This is a genomic window from Streptomyces sp. NPDC058373 (genome assembly GCF_042723275.1).
Classification (GTDB): Bacteria; Actinomycetota; Actinomycetes; order Streptomycetales; family Streptomycetaceae; genus Streptomyces.
Window position 1 is genome coordinate 1 of sequence record NZ_JBHXJE010000017.1, and the last position, 14891, is coordinate 14891.

Consider the following 14891-nt stretch of genomic DNA (forward strand, 5'->3'; position numbering starts at 1 on the left):
GTGAGGAGCCCCGCACCGGCGACGTGCCCGGTGCGGGGCTCCTCACTGCGCGGGTCGGGCGACGCCCCGCTACGCGTAGGCCGGGGTCCGGTGCGTGACGTACGCCAGCGTCCCCAGCAGCAGCCGTGCCTCCGGCGGCCGCCCCGAGGACGCCGCGCCGGGGGAGCGGAGCCAGCGCACCGGACCGAGCCCGGCCCGGTCCGAGGGCGGCGCCGTGATGTGCGTACCGGGGCCCAGGCAGCGCAGGTCGAGATCGGCGTCGTCCCAGCCCATCCGGTACAGCAGCCCCGGCAGGGCGCGGGCGGAGCCGGGGGCGACGAAGAACTGGGCGCGCCCCTCCGGTGTGAGGGTGACCGGGCCGAGCGGCAGTCCCATGCGCTCCAGGCGGACCAGGGCGCGGCGTCCCGCGCGCTCCGCCACGTCGAGGATGTCGAAGGCGCCGCCGACCGGGAGCATCATCGCCGCCCCGCCGTACGGGGCCCAGAGCCGCGCCGCGCTCTCCGCCGCGGTGCCCGCGGCGACGCGCCGTCCGCGGTCGAGAGGGTGGGCGCCCGGTGCGGCGCAGTCGTCCGTACCGCACGAGCAGCCGTCCGCCGTGGCGCGGGCGCCGGGCACCACGTCCCAGCCCCAGCGGCCGCTCAGTTCTGCCAGCGCGAGGCGGTCCGCGGTGCGTCCGCGTCGCCGGGTGCCGGACCGGATGTCCCGGATACCGCCGATCGTGAAACCCATGCCCCCTCCAACGGGTCCGCGCAGTGCCGGTTACGTGGCGGAGTCGACCGGTCACGGGGCGCACCCCCGATCGGGGGGTGGTGTGCGGGGTGACGTTCCACGGTGCCGGGGGTGGTGCGCGGCGCGTCGCGCGCCCCCTGGTGCGTCTCCACTCCTGTTTCAGCCGCTCGTGTCCAGTCAAGCGCGGGTGGCGGGGCGGGAGCCCGGAAGAGGGGGTGGCGAATGGTGGCGTTTCCCCGGGACCGGCCCCCGGAGAGGTGAGCGGGGCGTTACTTTCGGTACACAAGCTCACGCGTTCGTGTACGCGAGGGCGTGCCGCAGCTGCTTCGACCCCGTGTTCGAAGGGTGACCGCCGCTCCTGAGGGCGCCACCGCGCGCGGCACATCGGCTGGTGCCCGGCGCTCCCACACGCCGGGCGGTGCGAGGAGACGGGGGCGTTCCGGTGAACGGCGACGACGACATCAGCGCGGTGCACGCGGAGAAGCGCCCGAACGAGCTGCTCAGCTCCTGGTTCGTGCGCAGCGGCTGGTCCAAGGGCGAGCTGGCCCGTCAGGTCAACCGCCGAGCGCGCCAGCTCGGCGCCGCGCACGTCTCCACCGACACCTCCCGGGTGCGCCGCTGGCTCGACGGCGAGCAGCCCCGCGAGCCCATCCCGCGCATCCTCTCCGACCTCTTCTCGGAGCGGTTCGGCTGCGTCGTCGCCGTCGAGGGCCTGGGGCTGCGCCCCCAGCACCAGACGCCCTCCGCCGCCGGCGTCGACCTGCCGTGGACCGGACCGCAGACGATCGCGCACCTCAGCGAGTTCTCCCGCAGCGACCTGATGCTGGCCCGCCGGGGCTTCCTCGGCACCTCCCTCACCGTCGCCGCCGGGGCCTCCCTCATCGAGCCCATGCAGCGCTGGCTCGTCCCCACCCCGCAGACCTCACTCACCACCGACGGCCCCCACCGCGTCGCCGACCGCCGCCGCGGGCCCCGGCTCTCCGCCCCCGAACTGGACCTGCTGGAATCCACCATCCAGATGTTCCGCCGCTGGGACGCCCAGTGCGGCGGAGGGCTGCGGCGCAAGGCGGTTGTCGGCCAGCTCCACGAGGTCACCGAGCTGCTCCAGGAACCGCACCCCGCCGAGACCACCCGCCGCCTCTACCGCGTCGCCGCCGAGCTCGCGGAACTGGCCGGCTGGATGAGCTACGACGTCGGGCTCCAGCCCACTGCCCAGAAGTACTTCGTGCTGGCCCTGCACGCCGCGAAGGAGGCCGGGGACAAGCCGCTCGGCTCGTACATCCTGTCGCACATGAGCCGGCAGATGATCCACCTCGGCCGGCCCGACGACGCCCTGGAACTGGTCCACCTAGCCCAGTACGGCAGCCGCGACTGCGCGGGCCCGCGGACCCAGTCCATGCTGTATGCGATGGAGGCCCGCGCCCACGCCTCGCTCGGCAACCCGGGCAAGTGCAAGCGGGCCGCCCGGATGGCCGAGGCGACCTTCGCGGAACTGGAGGACGCCACCGAGCCGGAGCCGACCTGGATCCACTTCTTCACCGAGGCCGAACTCAGCAGCGAGAACGCCCACTCCTACCGCGACCTCGCCTACGCCGCGGGCGGCAGCACCCTCTACGCCAACCTCTCCGCCCAGGGCATGCGCCAGGCCGTCGACCTCTTCCGCGCCGACAGCCTCTACCAGCGTTCGTACGCACTGAACCTCATCGGCATGGCCTCCGTGCACCTGCTGCGCGACGAACTCGCCGACTCCACCGTCTGCGCCGAGGAGGCCGCGCACCTGGCGGCGAAGGTCCGCTCCGAGCGGGTCAACACACGGCTCCGCAAGACCGTCGACAGGGTGATGCGCCAGTACCCCGGCCGCAGCGAGACCGCCGAGCTCGCCGAGCTGCTCGCCCACCACCTGCCAGAGGCCGCGCAGGCGGTCTGACCCGCCGCGCGCCTCCCCCGGCCACCGGCCGCGGCCGACCGTCTCGAGACCGCCCGACGAGGCTCCCCGAGCCAGGCCGAGCGGACGGCGGCCGCGGCCGGGCGTTCATGCACGCGTAACACGGCTCGCGCCTTCGTCACTGGCGCGAAACAACGAGGCGCATCGGCCGAAACCGCGCTGCGTCAGTCTCCTCAGCACAGTCGGCCCGACGTTCCAGGCATCCGCGAGGGCCGTTCCGATCTGCAAGGAGACACTGGCCTTGAACGGTGCAGATACCGCATTCGTACTGATCAGTGCCGCGCTCGTCATGTTGATGACGCCCGGCCTGGCGTTCTTCTACGGCGGCATGGTGCGGGTCAAGAGCGCCCTCAACATGCTCATGATGTCGCTGATCTCGATGGGCATCGTCGCCATCCTGTGGGTCCTCTACGGGTACTCGCTCACCTTCGGCGGCGACATCGGCGGCGGCCTCCTCGGCAACTTCGACCACATCGGCCTCAAGGGCATCGACCCCACCACCCTCACCGGTGGTGACGAGGGCATCCCGGTCCTCGCCTTCGCCCTCTTCCAGCTGATGTTCGCCACCCTCACCCCCGCCCTGATGAGCGGCGCCCTCGCGGACCGTGTGAAGTTCAGCGCCTGGGCCCTGTTCATCGCCCTCTGGGTCACCGTGGTGTACTTCCCGGTCGCCCACTGGGTCTGGCAGGAGGACGGCTGGCTCTACCAGCTCGACGTGATCGACTTCGCGGGCGGTACGGCGGTCCACATCAACGCCGGTGTCGGCGCCCTCGCCGCGGTCCTCGTCGTCGGCAAGCGCATCGGCTTCAAGAAGGACCCGATGCGGCCGCACAACCTGCCGCTGGTCGTCCTCGGCGCCGCCCTCCTGTGGTTCGGCTGGTTCGGCTTCAACGCCGGCTCCGCCCTCGCCGCCGACGGCACCGCCGCCAACATGGCCTTCAACACGCAGGTCGCCACCGGCGCCGCGATGCTCGGCTGGCTGATCTACGAGCGCGTCCGCCACGGAGCGTTCACCACGCTCGGCGCCGCCTCCGGCGCCATCGCGGGCCTCGTCGCGATCACCCCGTCCGGCGCCCACGTCAACGCCTTCGGAGCCATCCTCATCGGCCTCGTCGCCGGCGCCCTCTGCTCCTGGGCCGTCAGCCTCAAGTACAAGCTCGGCTACGACGACTCGCTGGACGTCGTCGGCGTCCACCTGGTCGGCGGCGTCATCGGCACCCTGCTCGTCGGCGTCCTCGCCGTCGACGGCGTCGGCGGCCTCGGCCAGCTCGGCAAGCAGGCGATCGGCGCCTTCGCCACCATGGCCTTCTCCTTCACCGTCTCCTGGCTGCTCGCCAAGTTCGTCGACGTGACCATCGGCTTCCGGGCCCCCGAGGACGACGAGGTCGGCGGCGTCGACCAGGCCTACCACGCGGAGAGCGCGTACGACTTCACCGCCGTCGGGGCCTCCCTGACCAGCGGTAACCTCCCCAAGGCCGACGCTGCCCCGGCCGCCCCGAACTCGAAGGTGGACGCATGAAGCTCATCACCGCGGTCGTCAAGCCGCACCGGCTCGACGAGATCAAGGACGCCCTCCAGGCCTTCGGCGTCCACGGGCTGACGGTCACCGAGGCCAGCGGCTACGGCCGGCAGCGCGGCCACACCGAGGTCTACCGCGGCGCCGAGTACACCGTCGACCTGGTCCCCAAGATCCGCATCGAGGTCCTGGTCGAGGACGACGACGCCGAACAGCTCATCGAGGTCGTCGTCACGGCCGCCCGCACCGGCAAGATCGGTGACGGCAAGGTGTGGAGCCTGCCCGTGGACACCGCGGTCCGGGTCCGCACCGGCGAGCGCGGACCCGACGCGCTCTGACCACACACGAGGAACGGAGTCGCCGGGTGACGAGCACGGACGTGAGTACGGCAGCGGAAGACTCGGGACCCGGCGGTTATGCGGCGGCCCGGCTGAGCCTCCTCCAGCAGGAGGCCCGGCCCGGGCCGCCGCGCCGTAAGGCCCTCTCCGCCCTGACCGACGACTGGCTGAACGGCCTGTTCACCGCCGCCGCGGGCGGCATGCGGGGCGTCGCCCTGGTCGCCGTCGGCGGCTACGGCCGTGGGGAACTCTCCCCCCGCAGCGACCTCGACCTCCTTCTCCTGCACGACGGCAGCGCCTCGTCGGCCGAGATCGCCCGGCTCGCCGACCGCATCTGGTACCCGGTCTGGGACCTCGGCCTCGACCTCGACCACGCCGTCCGCACCCCCGCCGAGGCCCGGAAGACGGCCGCCGACGACCTCAAGGTCCAGCTCGGCCTGCTCGACGCCCGCCACCTCGCGGGCGACCTCGGCACCACCGCCGGCCTGCGGACCACGGTCCTCGCCGACTGGCGCAACCAGGCCCCCAAACGCCTCCCGCACCTGCGCGAACTCTGCGAGGAGCGCGCCGAACGGGCAGGCGAACTCCAGTACCTCCTCGAACCCGACCTCAAGGAGGCCCGTGGCGGCCTCCGCGACGCCACCGCGCTGCGCGCCGTCGCCGCCTCCTGGCTCGCCGACGCGCCCCGCGAAGGGCTCGACGACGCCCGGCGCCGCCTCCTCGACGTCCGCGACGCCCTCCACCTCACCACCGGACGCTCCACCGACCGCCTCGCCCTCCAGGAACAGGACCAGGTCGCCGCCGCCCTCGGCCTCCTCGACGCCGACACCCTCCTGCGCCAGGTCTACGAGGCCGCCCGCACCCTCTCCTACGCCGGCGACGTCACCTGGCGCGAGGTGGGCCGCGTCCTGCGCTCCCGCTCCGTACGGCCCCGGCTCCGGGCCATTCTTCCCGGCAAGCCTCCCGTCGACCGCAGCCCGCTCGCCGAGGGCGTCGTCGAGCAGGACGGCGAGGTCGGCCTCGCCCGCGCCGCCCGCCCCGAACGCGACCCCGTCCTGCCGCTGCGCGCCGCTGCCGCGGCCGCCCAGGCCGGGCTGCCGCTCTCCCTGCCCACGGTGCGCCGACTCGCCGCCACCACCCGGCCGCTGCCGACGCCCTGGCCCGCCGAGGCCCGGGACCAGCTCGTCACCCTGCTCGGCGCCGGACGCTCCACCGTGCCCGTCTGGGAGGCGCTGGAGGCGGAGGGGCTCGTCACCCGGCTCCTGCCCGACTGGGAACGCGTCCGCTGCCGCCCGCAGCGCAACGCCGTCCACACCTGGACCGTCGACCGGCACCTGGTGGAGACCGCCGTCCGCGCCGCCTCCCTGACCCGCCGGGTCAGCCGCCCCGACCTGCTCCTGGTCGCGGCGCTGCTGCACGACATCGGCAAAGGCTGGCCCGGCGACCACTCGGTGGCCGGGGAGATCATCACCCGCGACGTGGCGGGGCGGCTCGGCTTCGACCGGCACGACACCGCCGTCCTCGCCACCCTCGTCCGCCACCACCTGCTGCTGGTGGAGACCGCCACCCGCCGCGACCTCGACGACCCCGCCACGGTGCGCTCCGTCGCCGACGCCGTCGGCAGCCAGACCACCCTGGAACTCCTGCACGCCCTCACCGAGGCCGACGCCCTCGCCACGGGGCCCGCCGCGTGGTCCGCCTGGCGCGACTCGCTCGTCACCGACCTCGTGGGCCGCGTCGGCGCGGCCCTCGCGGGGGAGGAGCCGGAGGAGCCCGCCGCCCCGGCGCCCACCGCGGAGCAGGAGCGGCTCGCCGTCGAGGCGTACCGCACCCGCAGGCCCGTCCTCGCCCTCCGCGCCCACGCCGAGGCGCTGCCCCGCGACGGGGCGGGCGACGCCGCGGACGGGGCGGACACCGCGCAGGAGCCCCTCGGTGTCGAACTCGTCATCGCCCTGCCGGCCCGTCCCGCGCAGGGCGCCCGGGACAGCTACGCGGTCGGTGTGCTGCCCGCCGTCGCCGGGGTGCTCGCCATGCACCGCCTCACGGTGCGCACCGCGGAACTGAGCGCCGTCAGCCTGCCTCGCGGCCTCGACGGCGCGCCGCGGGCCGCCCCCGCCACGGCCGCCGACGACCCGTCCGGCGTCCTGCTGCTCAACTGGCGCGTCGCCGCCGAGTACGGCTCCCTCCCGCAGTCCGCCCGGCTCCGCGCCGACCTGGTCCGCGCCCTCGACGGGTCGCTCGACATCCGGGCGCGCCTCGCCGAACGCGACGCCGCCTACCCGCGCCGCCGCGGCATCACCGCCCCGCCGCCCCGGGTACGCGTCGCCCCCGCCGCCTCCCGGCACGCCACCGTCATCGAGGTACGCGCCCAGGACGCGCCGGGCCTGCTCCACCGCATCGGCCAGGCTCTGGAGAGCGACGGCGTTCGCGTCCGCAGCGCCCACGTGAGCACCCTCGGCGCCAACGCCGTGGACGCGTTCTACGTCACGGACGCCGGGGGGAGGCCGTTGTCGGAGGAGGAGGCGGGGCGGGTGGTGAAGAGGCTCGAGGAGACGTTGCGGGGGTGACGGGGCGGGGCGGGGGCTCGGGGCGGGCCCGCGAGGTCCGTTGCACGGTCCGGTACGAGGCGCTGCGCGCCGGTACCCCTTACGGTGCCGCCCCAGCTCGGTGCGGGGCGCGCCCCGCACGGGGCGGGTAGGGGGCGCTGCGCGACGGTGCCGCTTACGGCGGTGCTCCGTCCGGCTGTGGCGGGGGATGCTTCGCTCTGCCCAGGCCCGCCCCGCGCTACGCAGGTACGGGGCGCTGAGCGACAGCGCCGCTTACCGTGCCGCCCGCCCCGTGCGCGGGGCGCCCGCGGAGTGCCCCGCGCACCGTACGCTGCGCCCCCGGCCCCGTGCACCGCTTCAGGCTGCGGGACGACGCACTTGCCGGGGCGGATACCCTGTACAACGACCCACCCTGCCCCCGACCCCCGAGGACCGACGAGCGCCGTGTTCGACACCCTCTCCGATCGCCTTGCAGCGACATTCAAGAGCCTCCGCGGCAAGGGGCGCCTGTCCGAGGCGGACATCGACGCCACCGCACGCGAGATCCGCATCGCACTCCTGGAGGCGGATGTCGCGCTGCCCGTGGTGCGCGCCTTCATCAAGCAGGTCAAGGAGCGGGCTCTCGGCGAAGAGGTCTCCAAGGCGCTGAACCCGGCGCAGCAGATCATCAAGATCGTCAACGAGGAGCTGGTCGGCATCCTCGGTGGCGAGACGCGCCGCCTGCGCTTCGCCAAGCAGCCGCCCACCGTGATCATGCTCGCGGGTCTGCAGGGTGCCGGTAAGACGACGCTCGCCGGAAAGCTCGGCAAGTGGCTCCAGGGCCAGGGGCACGCGCCCCTCCTCGTCGCCGCCGACCTGCAGCGCCCCAACGCCGTCAACCAGCTCTCGGTCGTCGCCGAGCGCGCCGGTGTCGGTATCTTCGCCCCGGAGCCGGGCAACGGCGTGGGCGACCCGGTCCAGGTCGCCAAGGACTCCATCGCCCACGCGCGCACCAAGCAGTACGACGTGGTCGTGGTCGACACCGCGGGCCGCCTCGGTATCGACCAGGAGCTGATGCAGCAGGCCGCGGACATCCGCGACGCCGTCCAGCCCGACGAGGTCCTCTTCGTCGTCGACGCCATGATCGGTCAGGACGCGGTCAACACCGCCGAGGCCTTCCGCGACGGCGTCGGCTTCGACGGTGTGGTCCTCTCCAAGCTCGACGGCGACGCCCGCGGTGGTGCGGCGCTCTCCATCGCGCACGTCACCGGCAAGCAGATCATGTTCGCCTCCAACGGCGAGAAGCTTGAGGACTTCGACGCGTTCCACCCGGACCGCATGGCCTCCCGCATTCTCGACATGGGCGACATGCTCACCCTGATCGAGCAGGCCGAGAAGACCTTCAGCCAGCAAGAGGCCGAAGACATGGCCCGCAAGCTCCAGAAGGGACCCAAGGAGTTCACGCTCGACGACTTCCTGGCCCAGATGGAGCAGGTCAGGAAGATGGGCTCGATCTCGAAGCTGCTCGGGATGCTCCCGGGCATGGGCCAGGTCAAGGACCAGATCAGCAACCTCGACGAGCGGGACGTCGACCGCACCGCCGCCATCATCAAGTCGATGACGCCGGCCGAGCGCGCCGAGCCGACGCTCATCAACGGCTCCCGCCGTGCCCGTATCGCCAAGGGTTCCGGTGTCGACGTCAGCGCCGTCAAGAACCTCGTGGAGCGCTTCTTCGAGGCACGGAAGATGATGTCGCGCATGGCGCAGGGCGGCGGCATGCCCGGGATGCCGGGCATGCCCGGCTCGGGCGGCGGCCCCGGCCGCCAGAAGAAGAAGCAGAAGCAGGCCAAGGGCAAGCGCAAGAGTGGCAACCCGATGAAGCGCAAGGCCGAGGAAGAGGCCGCAGCGGCCCGCCGCGAACAGGGCGCCCAGGAGGGCAGCCCGTTCGGCCTTCCCGGCGGCCAGCCCGGCAAGGACTTCGAGCTGCCGGACGAGTTCAAGAAGTTCATGGGCTGAGATGGTTCGCCTGCGCCGGCCTGAGGGCTGGAGCGCGGGTCGAGGAGGGGCGCACGTCTTCGGGCGTGCGCCCCTTTCGCGTTTTCCGCCTGGTGCGTGGTGACGGGCGGAGCGCCTGCGGGGCGGGGCGTGAGGCGGCTCCGTCGGGGCTCGGCTGCTGGGCGTTACGGGGCGGGCGACCTGCGGTGATGTGATTGACGGGGCGCGCCCCGTACGGGGCGTTGCGGGGCGGGCGGCGTGGCGCTTCGGACGGCGCGGCCGGGGTGACGTTCCGTGCGGGGCGCGCGTGGCGTTGAGCGCCCCGTACGCACCGCGCGGCCGCCCAGTGCCCGCGCCCCGCACCGGGCGCGGCGCGCGCTCCGTCACCCGCGCCCCGCCCCGCGCCGAAGCCCGCCGGGGCCCCGTCGAGGAGGATCACCCGCCTGACAGGCCCCTCGCGCATTGGGGTGATATGCGGACTAATGTCGGCCGCACCCGGCGTCGGCGTGAAGGAGATGCGAGTGACCAGCCCCGTCCCGCCGCGCGACCGCACCGACAAACCCTGGCGCTCGGAGGGGGCCCCGGAGCCCGACCCGCCCAAGGAGCGCGGCCGGATGCCGGGCGGCTGGTGGAGGCTCCTGCTCACCGCGCTCCTGGTCTTCGTCATCGCCAACCTGGTGCTCTCCTTCTTCGACCAGGGCGACGACACCACGATCTCGTACACCGAGTTCAGCCGGCAGGTCGGCGACAACAACGTCGCCAGGATCTACGCCAAGGGCGACGCCATCCAGGGCGAGCTGAAGAAGTCCCAGCCCCGCCCGGGGGACGACGACGCCGACGACGGCGAGGGCGACTACAAGACCTTCACCACGCAGCGCCCCTCGTTCGCCGACGACGGCCTCTGGACGGAACTCGACCGGCACAAGGTCACGGTCACCGCCGAGCCGGTCGTCGCCGAACGCAGCCTCTTCTCCAACCTCCTGATCTCCCTCGCGCCGATGTTGCTCCTCGTCGCGCTCTGGGTCTTCATCGCGCGCCGCATGAGTGCCGGGCTCAGCGGGGGAGGGGGCATGCTCGGCCGGAAGCCGCCTCCCAAGCCCGTGGAACTGGAGGAGGGGCGGCGGACCACTTTCGCCGACGTCGCCGGTATCGACGAGGTGGAGGAGGAGCTCAACGACATCGTCGACTTCCTCAAACACCCCGACGCCTACCGCGCCATGGGCGCGAAGATGCCCCGCGGCGTCCTGCTGACCGGCCCGCCCGGTACGGGCAAGACGCTGCTGGCCCGCGCCGTCGCGGGCGAGGCCGACGTCCCGTTCTTCTCCGCCTCGGCCTCCGAGTTCATCGAGATGATCGTCGGCGTCGGCGCCGGGCGGGTCCGGGAGCTCTTCGCCGAGGCCCGGAAAGTGGCACCGTCGATCATCTTCATCGACGAGATCGACACCATCGGCCGCGCCCGGGGCGGGGGCTCGGGCATGGGCGGCCACGACGAACGCGAGCAGACCCTCAACCAGATCCTCACCGAGATGGACGGCTTCTCCGGCTCCGAGGGCGTCATCGTGATAGCCGCGACCAACCGCGCCGACATCCTTGACCCCGCCCTGACCCGCCCCGGCCGCTTCGATCGCGTCGTCGCGGTCAGCCCGCCCGACCGCGGGGGCCGCGAGGCCATCCTGAAGATCCACACGCGGGACATCCCGCTCGCCCCGGACGCCGACCTGGCGCAGATCGCCCGCAGCACACCGGGCATGACCGGCGCCGACCTGGCCAACCTCGCCAACGAGGCGGCCCTCCTGGCGGTCAAACGGCGCCAGAAGCAGGTCGACCAGCGCGACCTCTCCGGCGCCTTGGAGAAGGTCCAGCTCGGCGCCGAACGCCCCCTCGTCATGCCCCAGGACGAACGCCGCCGCACCGCCTACCACGAGAGCGGCCACGCCCTGCTCGGCATGCTCCAGCCCGGCGCCGACCCCGTCCGCAAGATCACCATCGTCCCGCGCGGCCGCGCCCTCGGCGTCACCCTCTCCACGCCCGAGGCCGACAAGTACGCCTACACCGAGGAGTACCTGCGCGGCCGCATCATCGGAGCGCTCGGCGGCATGGCGGCGGAGCAGGTGGTCTTCGGCATGGTGACCACCGGCGCGGAGAACGACCTGGAGCAGGTCACCGGCATGGTGCGCGGCATGGTCGGCCGCTGGGGCATGAGTTCCAAGGTCGGCCGCCTCTCCGCCCTCCCGCAGGACGCCCAGCAGGCCTACGGCCTCTCCGCCGCCCCGGCCACCCTCGACACCATCGACGAGGAGATGCGCCGCATCGTCGAGGAGTGCTACGAGAGCGCCTGCCGCCAGCTCACCGACCACCGCGACCAGCTGGACGCCCTCGCCGCGGCCCTCCTCGAGAACGAGACCCTGGAGGAGGCCGAGGCATACCGCGCGGCTGGGATTCCCCGACTGCACAAGGGCTAGGCGCCTGGCTGCGACGCGACGCAATTCGCGTCCCGCTGCGGGCCTCGTACGCCGCAGTGGCGCGCCCTGCGGACAGCGAGACGAGGCGCCCGGGACGCCCCGTGAACGCCGCGCGCGACGGGGCGCTTACGGGGCGCGCGACCTGCGCTTTTACCTCCGGTAGGCGGCGCGGCGCGTAACGACGGGGCCAGCCCCGTAGAACGTCGCTGAGCGGCGCGCGCGACGTCCCGCAACCCCCCCGCCCCGTCAGAGCCCACGGCGCGCGAACCTACGACACCTCGGCCGCAGGCCTCAGCCCCCGGCCCCGCCTCGCCCGCTCACACCGACCGAGCCACCACGTACCGGAAGACGTTGGGCAGCCACACACTTCCGTCGGCGCGGGTGTGGGGATGGAGCGCCTCGACGAGTTCCTTGGCCACGCGGGCCGTGTCGGTCGCAGCGAGGGCCGCGTCCAGCAGCCCTGTCGACAGCAGGCCGCGTACCGCGTTCTCCGGGTCCGAATAGCCGAACGGGCAGCTCACCCGCCCCGACCCCTCCAGACGCAGCCCCGCCGTGCTCGTCACGTCCTCCAGGTCGTCGCGCCCCGCCGAGCGCCACGCGCCCGGCCCCGCCACGGGCTCCGAGAGGCGGTGCGCGGCGCGCAGGACTCCCGTGGCGGCGCATCGTTCGGGCGGCCCCCAGCCCGTGAGCACCACCTGCGTGCCCCGGCGTGCCCCGTCCAGCGCCCGCGCGAGCTGCGCCCCCAGCGCCGCCGCGTCACCGGCCGTGCAACCCAGCGGCCGGAAGGACACCACGAGGGAGTGCCCGGCGCCCGGCCCCGCCGCGCCCCACGCGTCGTCCCCCAGCAGGGGGCCGTCGCCCGCCGGAACGTCCCCGGTGCCCCGCAGCCGTCGCTGCGCGTGGGCGAGCAGCTCCGGCCGCTCCGTCTCCGCCCCCGCCACCGAGGCGCCCCGCCCCGCGGCGAGCAGCAGACCCAGGCCCGACCCGCACCCCAGCTCCAGGACCCGCGCGCCGGGCCCCAGGCCGACCCGGGCGTAGACCGCCTCCTGGAGGGGGACCAGCATCCGTTCCTGGATCTCCGTCCAGTCCCGCGCCCGGGCCTGCGCCCGCACCCGCGCCGGGTCCGTCTCGTGTCGCGATCCGTGCCGCCGCACCAGCGTCGAAGTCATCGCATGAGCCCCCATCTGCCGAGAGGTTGTGGCCTGTCCGTGTTCCGCCCCCGGTGCCGTGCTCGCTCTGCCCCCGTATGCCAGGGAACGACGCCCGCGCCCCCACGTCCAGTGGACGCCGCCCACGTGCTTGCGTGCTCCCCTCGCGCGCCCCCGCACCACCCGGCCGCCCCTCCGCTCCCGGCGACTGCCCCGGCCTGCGACGAAGCGCGCCCCGAGCCGCCCCGCACGGACTCACGAGGGCCGGCGAAGCGCTGTACATCCGTCCGTGGCTGTACGCACGTGCGCCGCGAGAAGCCCGGCGCACGCGGACCGCCCCGCCCGCCCGGGCCCGGTGCGGGGCACCACAGGTCCGCCGGGTACCGTCGACGGCGAGCCGCGTGCCTCTGCCCCGCCCACCCCGCAGCCGCCCGGCGTCCGCCCCGCAGCGGGCGGCGGACCGGGGGAGCCGTTGCGTCAGACCGGGGTACAGGAGGCGGCGTACCCGGGGATACGTACGGGCTTGTGACGAGCTGCGCGACTTCTGTGCAGATCTGCGCACTCGCTCTCCTCACGACGCATCAGCGGCAACTGACGGGTACGTGCAAAATATTTGGGATGGCCCGGAATAGGAACACGGAGCCGTTCCTGCTCGTTGGGCACGACGTGAGCACGACACCACCTGTTCTCGCCGCAGAGCTGGCACAGGCGTGGGCCGACATTCAGCGGTACCACCCCGAGCTGCCAGATCTTGCCGCGCCCGAGTCCCTGATCGGAGAGTCCTCGTCCGCCTGCGGCGCCGAGCTCTCCTTCGAGCGACTGCTCCACGAAGCAGTCCATGGCATCGCCGCAGCCCGTGGCATTCGCGACACCTCACGGGCCGGCCGGTATCACAACCGCAGATTCCTCGCCGTCGCCGAGGAGCTGGGCCTGGACCACCCCGAGGAGCCGCATCCCAGCAGCGGCTTCTCCCTGGTCGGGCTCAACCCGGAGGCCAAGCGGCGCTACCGCCAGACCGCCGACCGCCTGCACCGCGCCCTCAAGGCGCACTCCGTGGCCACCGCGGGGGACACCGCGCGCAGCTTCCGCGGCCCGGCCGCCCGCCACGGATCGTCCGGAGGCGGCGTCCGCGTCAAGGCGGTCTGCGACTGCGGGCGCAACGTCCGCGTCGTCCCCTCCGTCCTGGCCCAGGCGCCCATCATGTGCGGCGGCTGCGGCAAGCCGTTCCGCATCCCCGAGGCGGTCGCAGTCGCGGGGTGACCGGCGAGCACGGCCCCGCGCCCCGGCCGATCCGTCCCCGGGGCGGGGCCGGCCGACGGCGGCCACGGGCGTGGGAAGGCGGGCCCTCCCCGTATGGCAGAATGGCAAGCTGTACTCGACAGTCGCACAGGACCCCTCTCTCCTCCGGCTGACGCGTCCATCGGGCACCCCGAGTACCGCAACCCCACGTGGCATCCCGTTGTGCCCACCTCGTCAAGACCAGGAGACACCACTCCCGTGGCAGTCAAGATCAAGCTGAAGCGTCTGGGCAAGATCCGTTCGCCTCACTACCGCATCATCGTCGCCGACTCCCGCACCCGCCGTGACGGCCGTGCGATCGAGGAGATCGGCCTGTACCACCCGGTGCAGAACCCCTCCCGCATCGAGGTCGACTCGGAGCGCGCCCGCTACTGGCTCTCCGTCGGCGCCCAGCCGACCGAGCCGGTTCTCGCGATCCTGAAGCTCACCGGTGACTGGCAGGCCCACAAGGGCCTTCCCGCCCCGGCCCCGCTGCTCCAGCCGGAGCCGAAGGCCGACAAGCGTGCGCTGTTCGACCAGCTCACCAAGGACATCGAGGGCGGCCCCAAGGGCGAGGCCATCACCCAGAAGAAGAAGGCCGACAAGAAGGCGGACGAGGCTGACGCCCCGGCCGCCGAGTCGACCGAGGCCTGAGCATGCTCGAGGAGGCTCTCGAGCACCTCGTGAAGGGCATCGTCGAGAACCCCGACGATGTGCAGGTCGCCGAGCGCAACCTGCGCCGCGGGCGCGTGCTGGAGGTCCGGGTCCACCCCGACGACCTCGGCAAGGTGATCGGCCGTAACGGCCGTACCGCCCGCTCCCTGCGGACCGTCGTGGGAGCCATCGGCGGCCGAGGCGTCCGCGTCGACCTCGTCGACGTGGACCAGGTCTGAGCCCTCCGGGGTTCTCGCAGGACACAGGCCGGGGGCCGGAAGCGGTACGTACGCTTCCGGCC

At 73.5% G+C, this 14891-nt stretch carries 11 protein-coding genes; 9 read left to right on the top strand and 2 right to left on the bottom strand.

Features of this window, described 5'->3' with window-relative positions; all coding sequences use genetic code 11:
* Positions 1-69: 69 nt before the first annotated feature.
* Positions 70-729, bottom strand: a complete 660-nt coding sequence (locus ACFWMZ_RS12905; RefSeq protein WP_383180885.1) for a bifunctional DNA primase/polymerase — start codon at positions 727-729, stop codon at positions 70-72.
* A gap of 442 nt (positions 730-1171) precedes the next feature.
* On the opposite strand from ACFWMZ_RS12905, the gene ACFWMZ_RS12910 reads away from it, so the two are divergent.
* From ACFWMZ_RS12910 to ftsH, 6 genes are all read left to right on the top strand, one after another.
* The gene (locus tag ACFWMZ_RS12910; RefSeq protein WP_383180883.1) at positions 1172-2656 is read left to right on the top strand and encodes a hypothetical protein; all 1485 of its coding nucleotides are present in this window, start codon (positions 1172-1174) and stop codon (positions 2654-2656) included.
* A 259-nt stretch (positions 2657-2915) separates the two neighbouring features.
* Entirely contained in the window at positions 2916-4193 is a 1278-nt protein-coding gene (locus ACFWMZ_RS12915) for an ammonium transporter (protein WP_383180881.1), read from the top strand.
* A complete protein-coding gene (locus ACFWMZ_RS12920; protein WP_383180878.1) occupies positions 4190-4528 on the top strand; it encodes a P-II family nitrogen regulator in 339 nt (112 codons plus the stop codon). The genes ACFWMZ_RS12915 and ACFWMZ_RS12920 overlap by 4 nt, the downstream gene beginning before the upstream one ends.
* Before the next feature lie 26 nt (positions 4529-4554).
* Entirely contained in the window at positions 4555-7095 is a 2541-nt protein-coding gene (locus ACFWMZ_RS12925) for a [protein-PII] uridylyltransferase (protein ID WP_383201380.1), read from the top strand.
* 423 nt (positions 7096-7518) lie between these two features.
* Positions 7519-9069, top strand: coding sequence for a signal recognition particle protein (gene ffh / locus ACFWMZ_RS12930; protein WP_383201383.1), 1551 nt, complete (start codon positions 7519-7521; stop codon positions 9067-9069).
* A gap of 500 nt (positions 9070-9569) precedes the next feature.
* Positions 9570-11510, top strand: coding sequence for an ATP-dependent zinc metalloprotease FtsH (ftsH, locus tag ACFWMZ_RS12935; protein WP_383201386.1), 1941 nt, complete (start codon positions 9570-9572; stop codon positions 11508-11510).
* 317 nt (positions 11511-11827) lie between these two features.
* Here ftsH and ACFWMZ_RS12940 read toward each other — a convergent pair whose 3' ends face one another.
* Entirely contained in the window at positions 11828-12679 is an 852-nt protein-coding gene (locus ACFWMZ_RS12940; protein WP_383201389.1) for an SAM-dependent methyltransferase, read from the bottom strand.
* A 597-nt stretch (positions 12680-13276) separates the two neighbouring features.
* Between ACFWMZ_RS12940 and ACFWMZ_RS12945 the strand changes: the two genes are divergently transcribed.
* From ACFWMZ_RS12945 to ACFWMZ_RS12955, 3 genes are all read left to right on the top strand, one after another.
* Complete coding sequence (locus tag ACFWMZ_RS12945; RefSeq protein ID WP_383180863.1) at positions 13277-13918, top strand: hypothetical protein; 642 nt, start codon at positions 13277-13279, stop codon at positions 13916-13918.
* Between the two features lie 237 nt (positions 13919-14155).
* On the top strand, positions 14156-14590 hold the full coding sequence (rpsP, locus tag ACFWMZ_RS12950) for a 30S ribosomal protein S16 (protein ID WP_100457680.1): 435 nt from the start codon (positions 14156-14158) through the stop codon (positions 14588-14590).
* Positions 14591-14592: 2 nt separating this feature from the next.
* Entirely contained in the window at positions 14593-14829 is a 237-nt protein-coding gene (locus ACFWMZ_RS12955; RefSeq protein ID WP_383180859.1) for an RNA-binding protein, read from the top strand.
* Positions 14830-14891: the final 62 nt, after the last annotated feature.

What these genes read in the sequence shown, in the direction of transcription:
- ACFWMZ_RS12905 (WP_383180885.1), bottom strand. Translation starts at nt 729, where the DNA reads ATGGGTTTCACGATCGGCGGTATCCGGGACATCCGGTCCGGCACCCGG.
- ACFWMZ_RS12955 (WP_383180859.1), top strand. Translation starts at nt 14,593, where the DNA reads ATGCTCGAGGAGGCTCTCGAGCACCTCGTGAAGGGCATCGTCGAGAAC.
- ACFWMZ_RS12920 (WP_383180878.1), top strand. Translation starts at nt 4,190, where the DNA reads ATGAAGCTCATCACCGCGGTCGTCAAGCCGCACCGGCTCGACGAGATC.
- ACFWMZ_RS12945 (WP_383180863.1), top strand. Translation starts at nt 13,277, where the DNA reads ATGGCCCGGAATAGGAACACGGAGCCGTTCCTGCTCGTTGGGCACGAC.
- ACFWMZ_RS12940 (WP_383201389.1), bottom strand. Translation starts at nt 12,679, where the DNA reads ATGACTTCGACGCTGGTGCGGCGGCACGGATCGCGACACGAGACGGAC.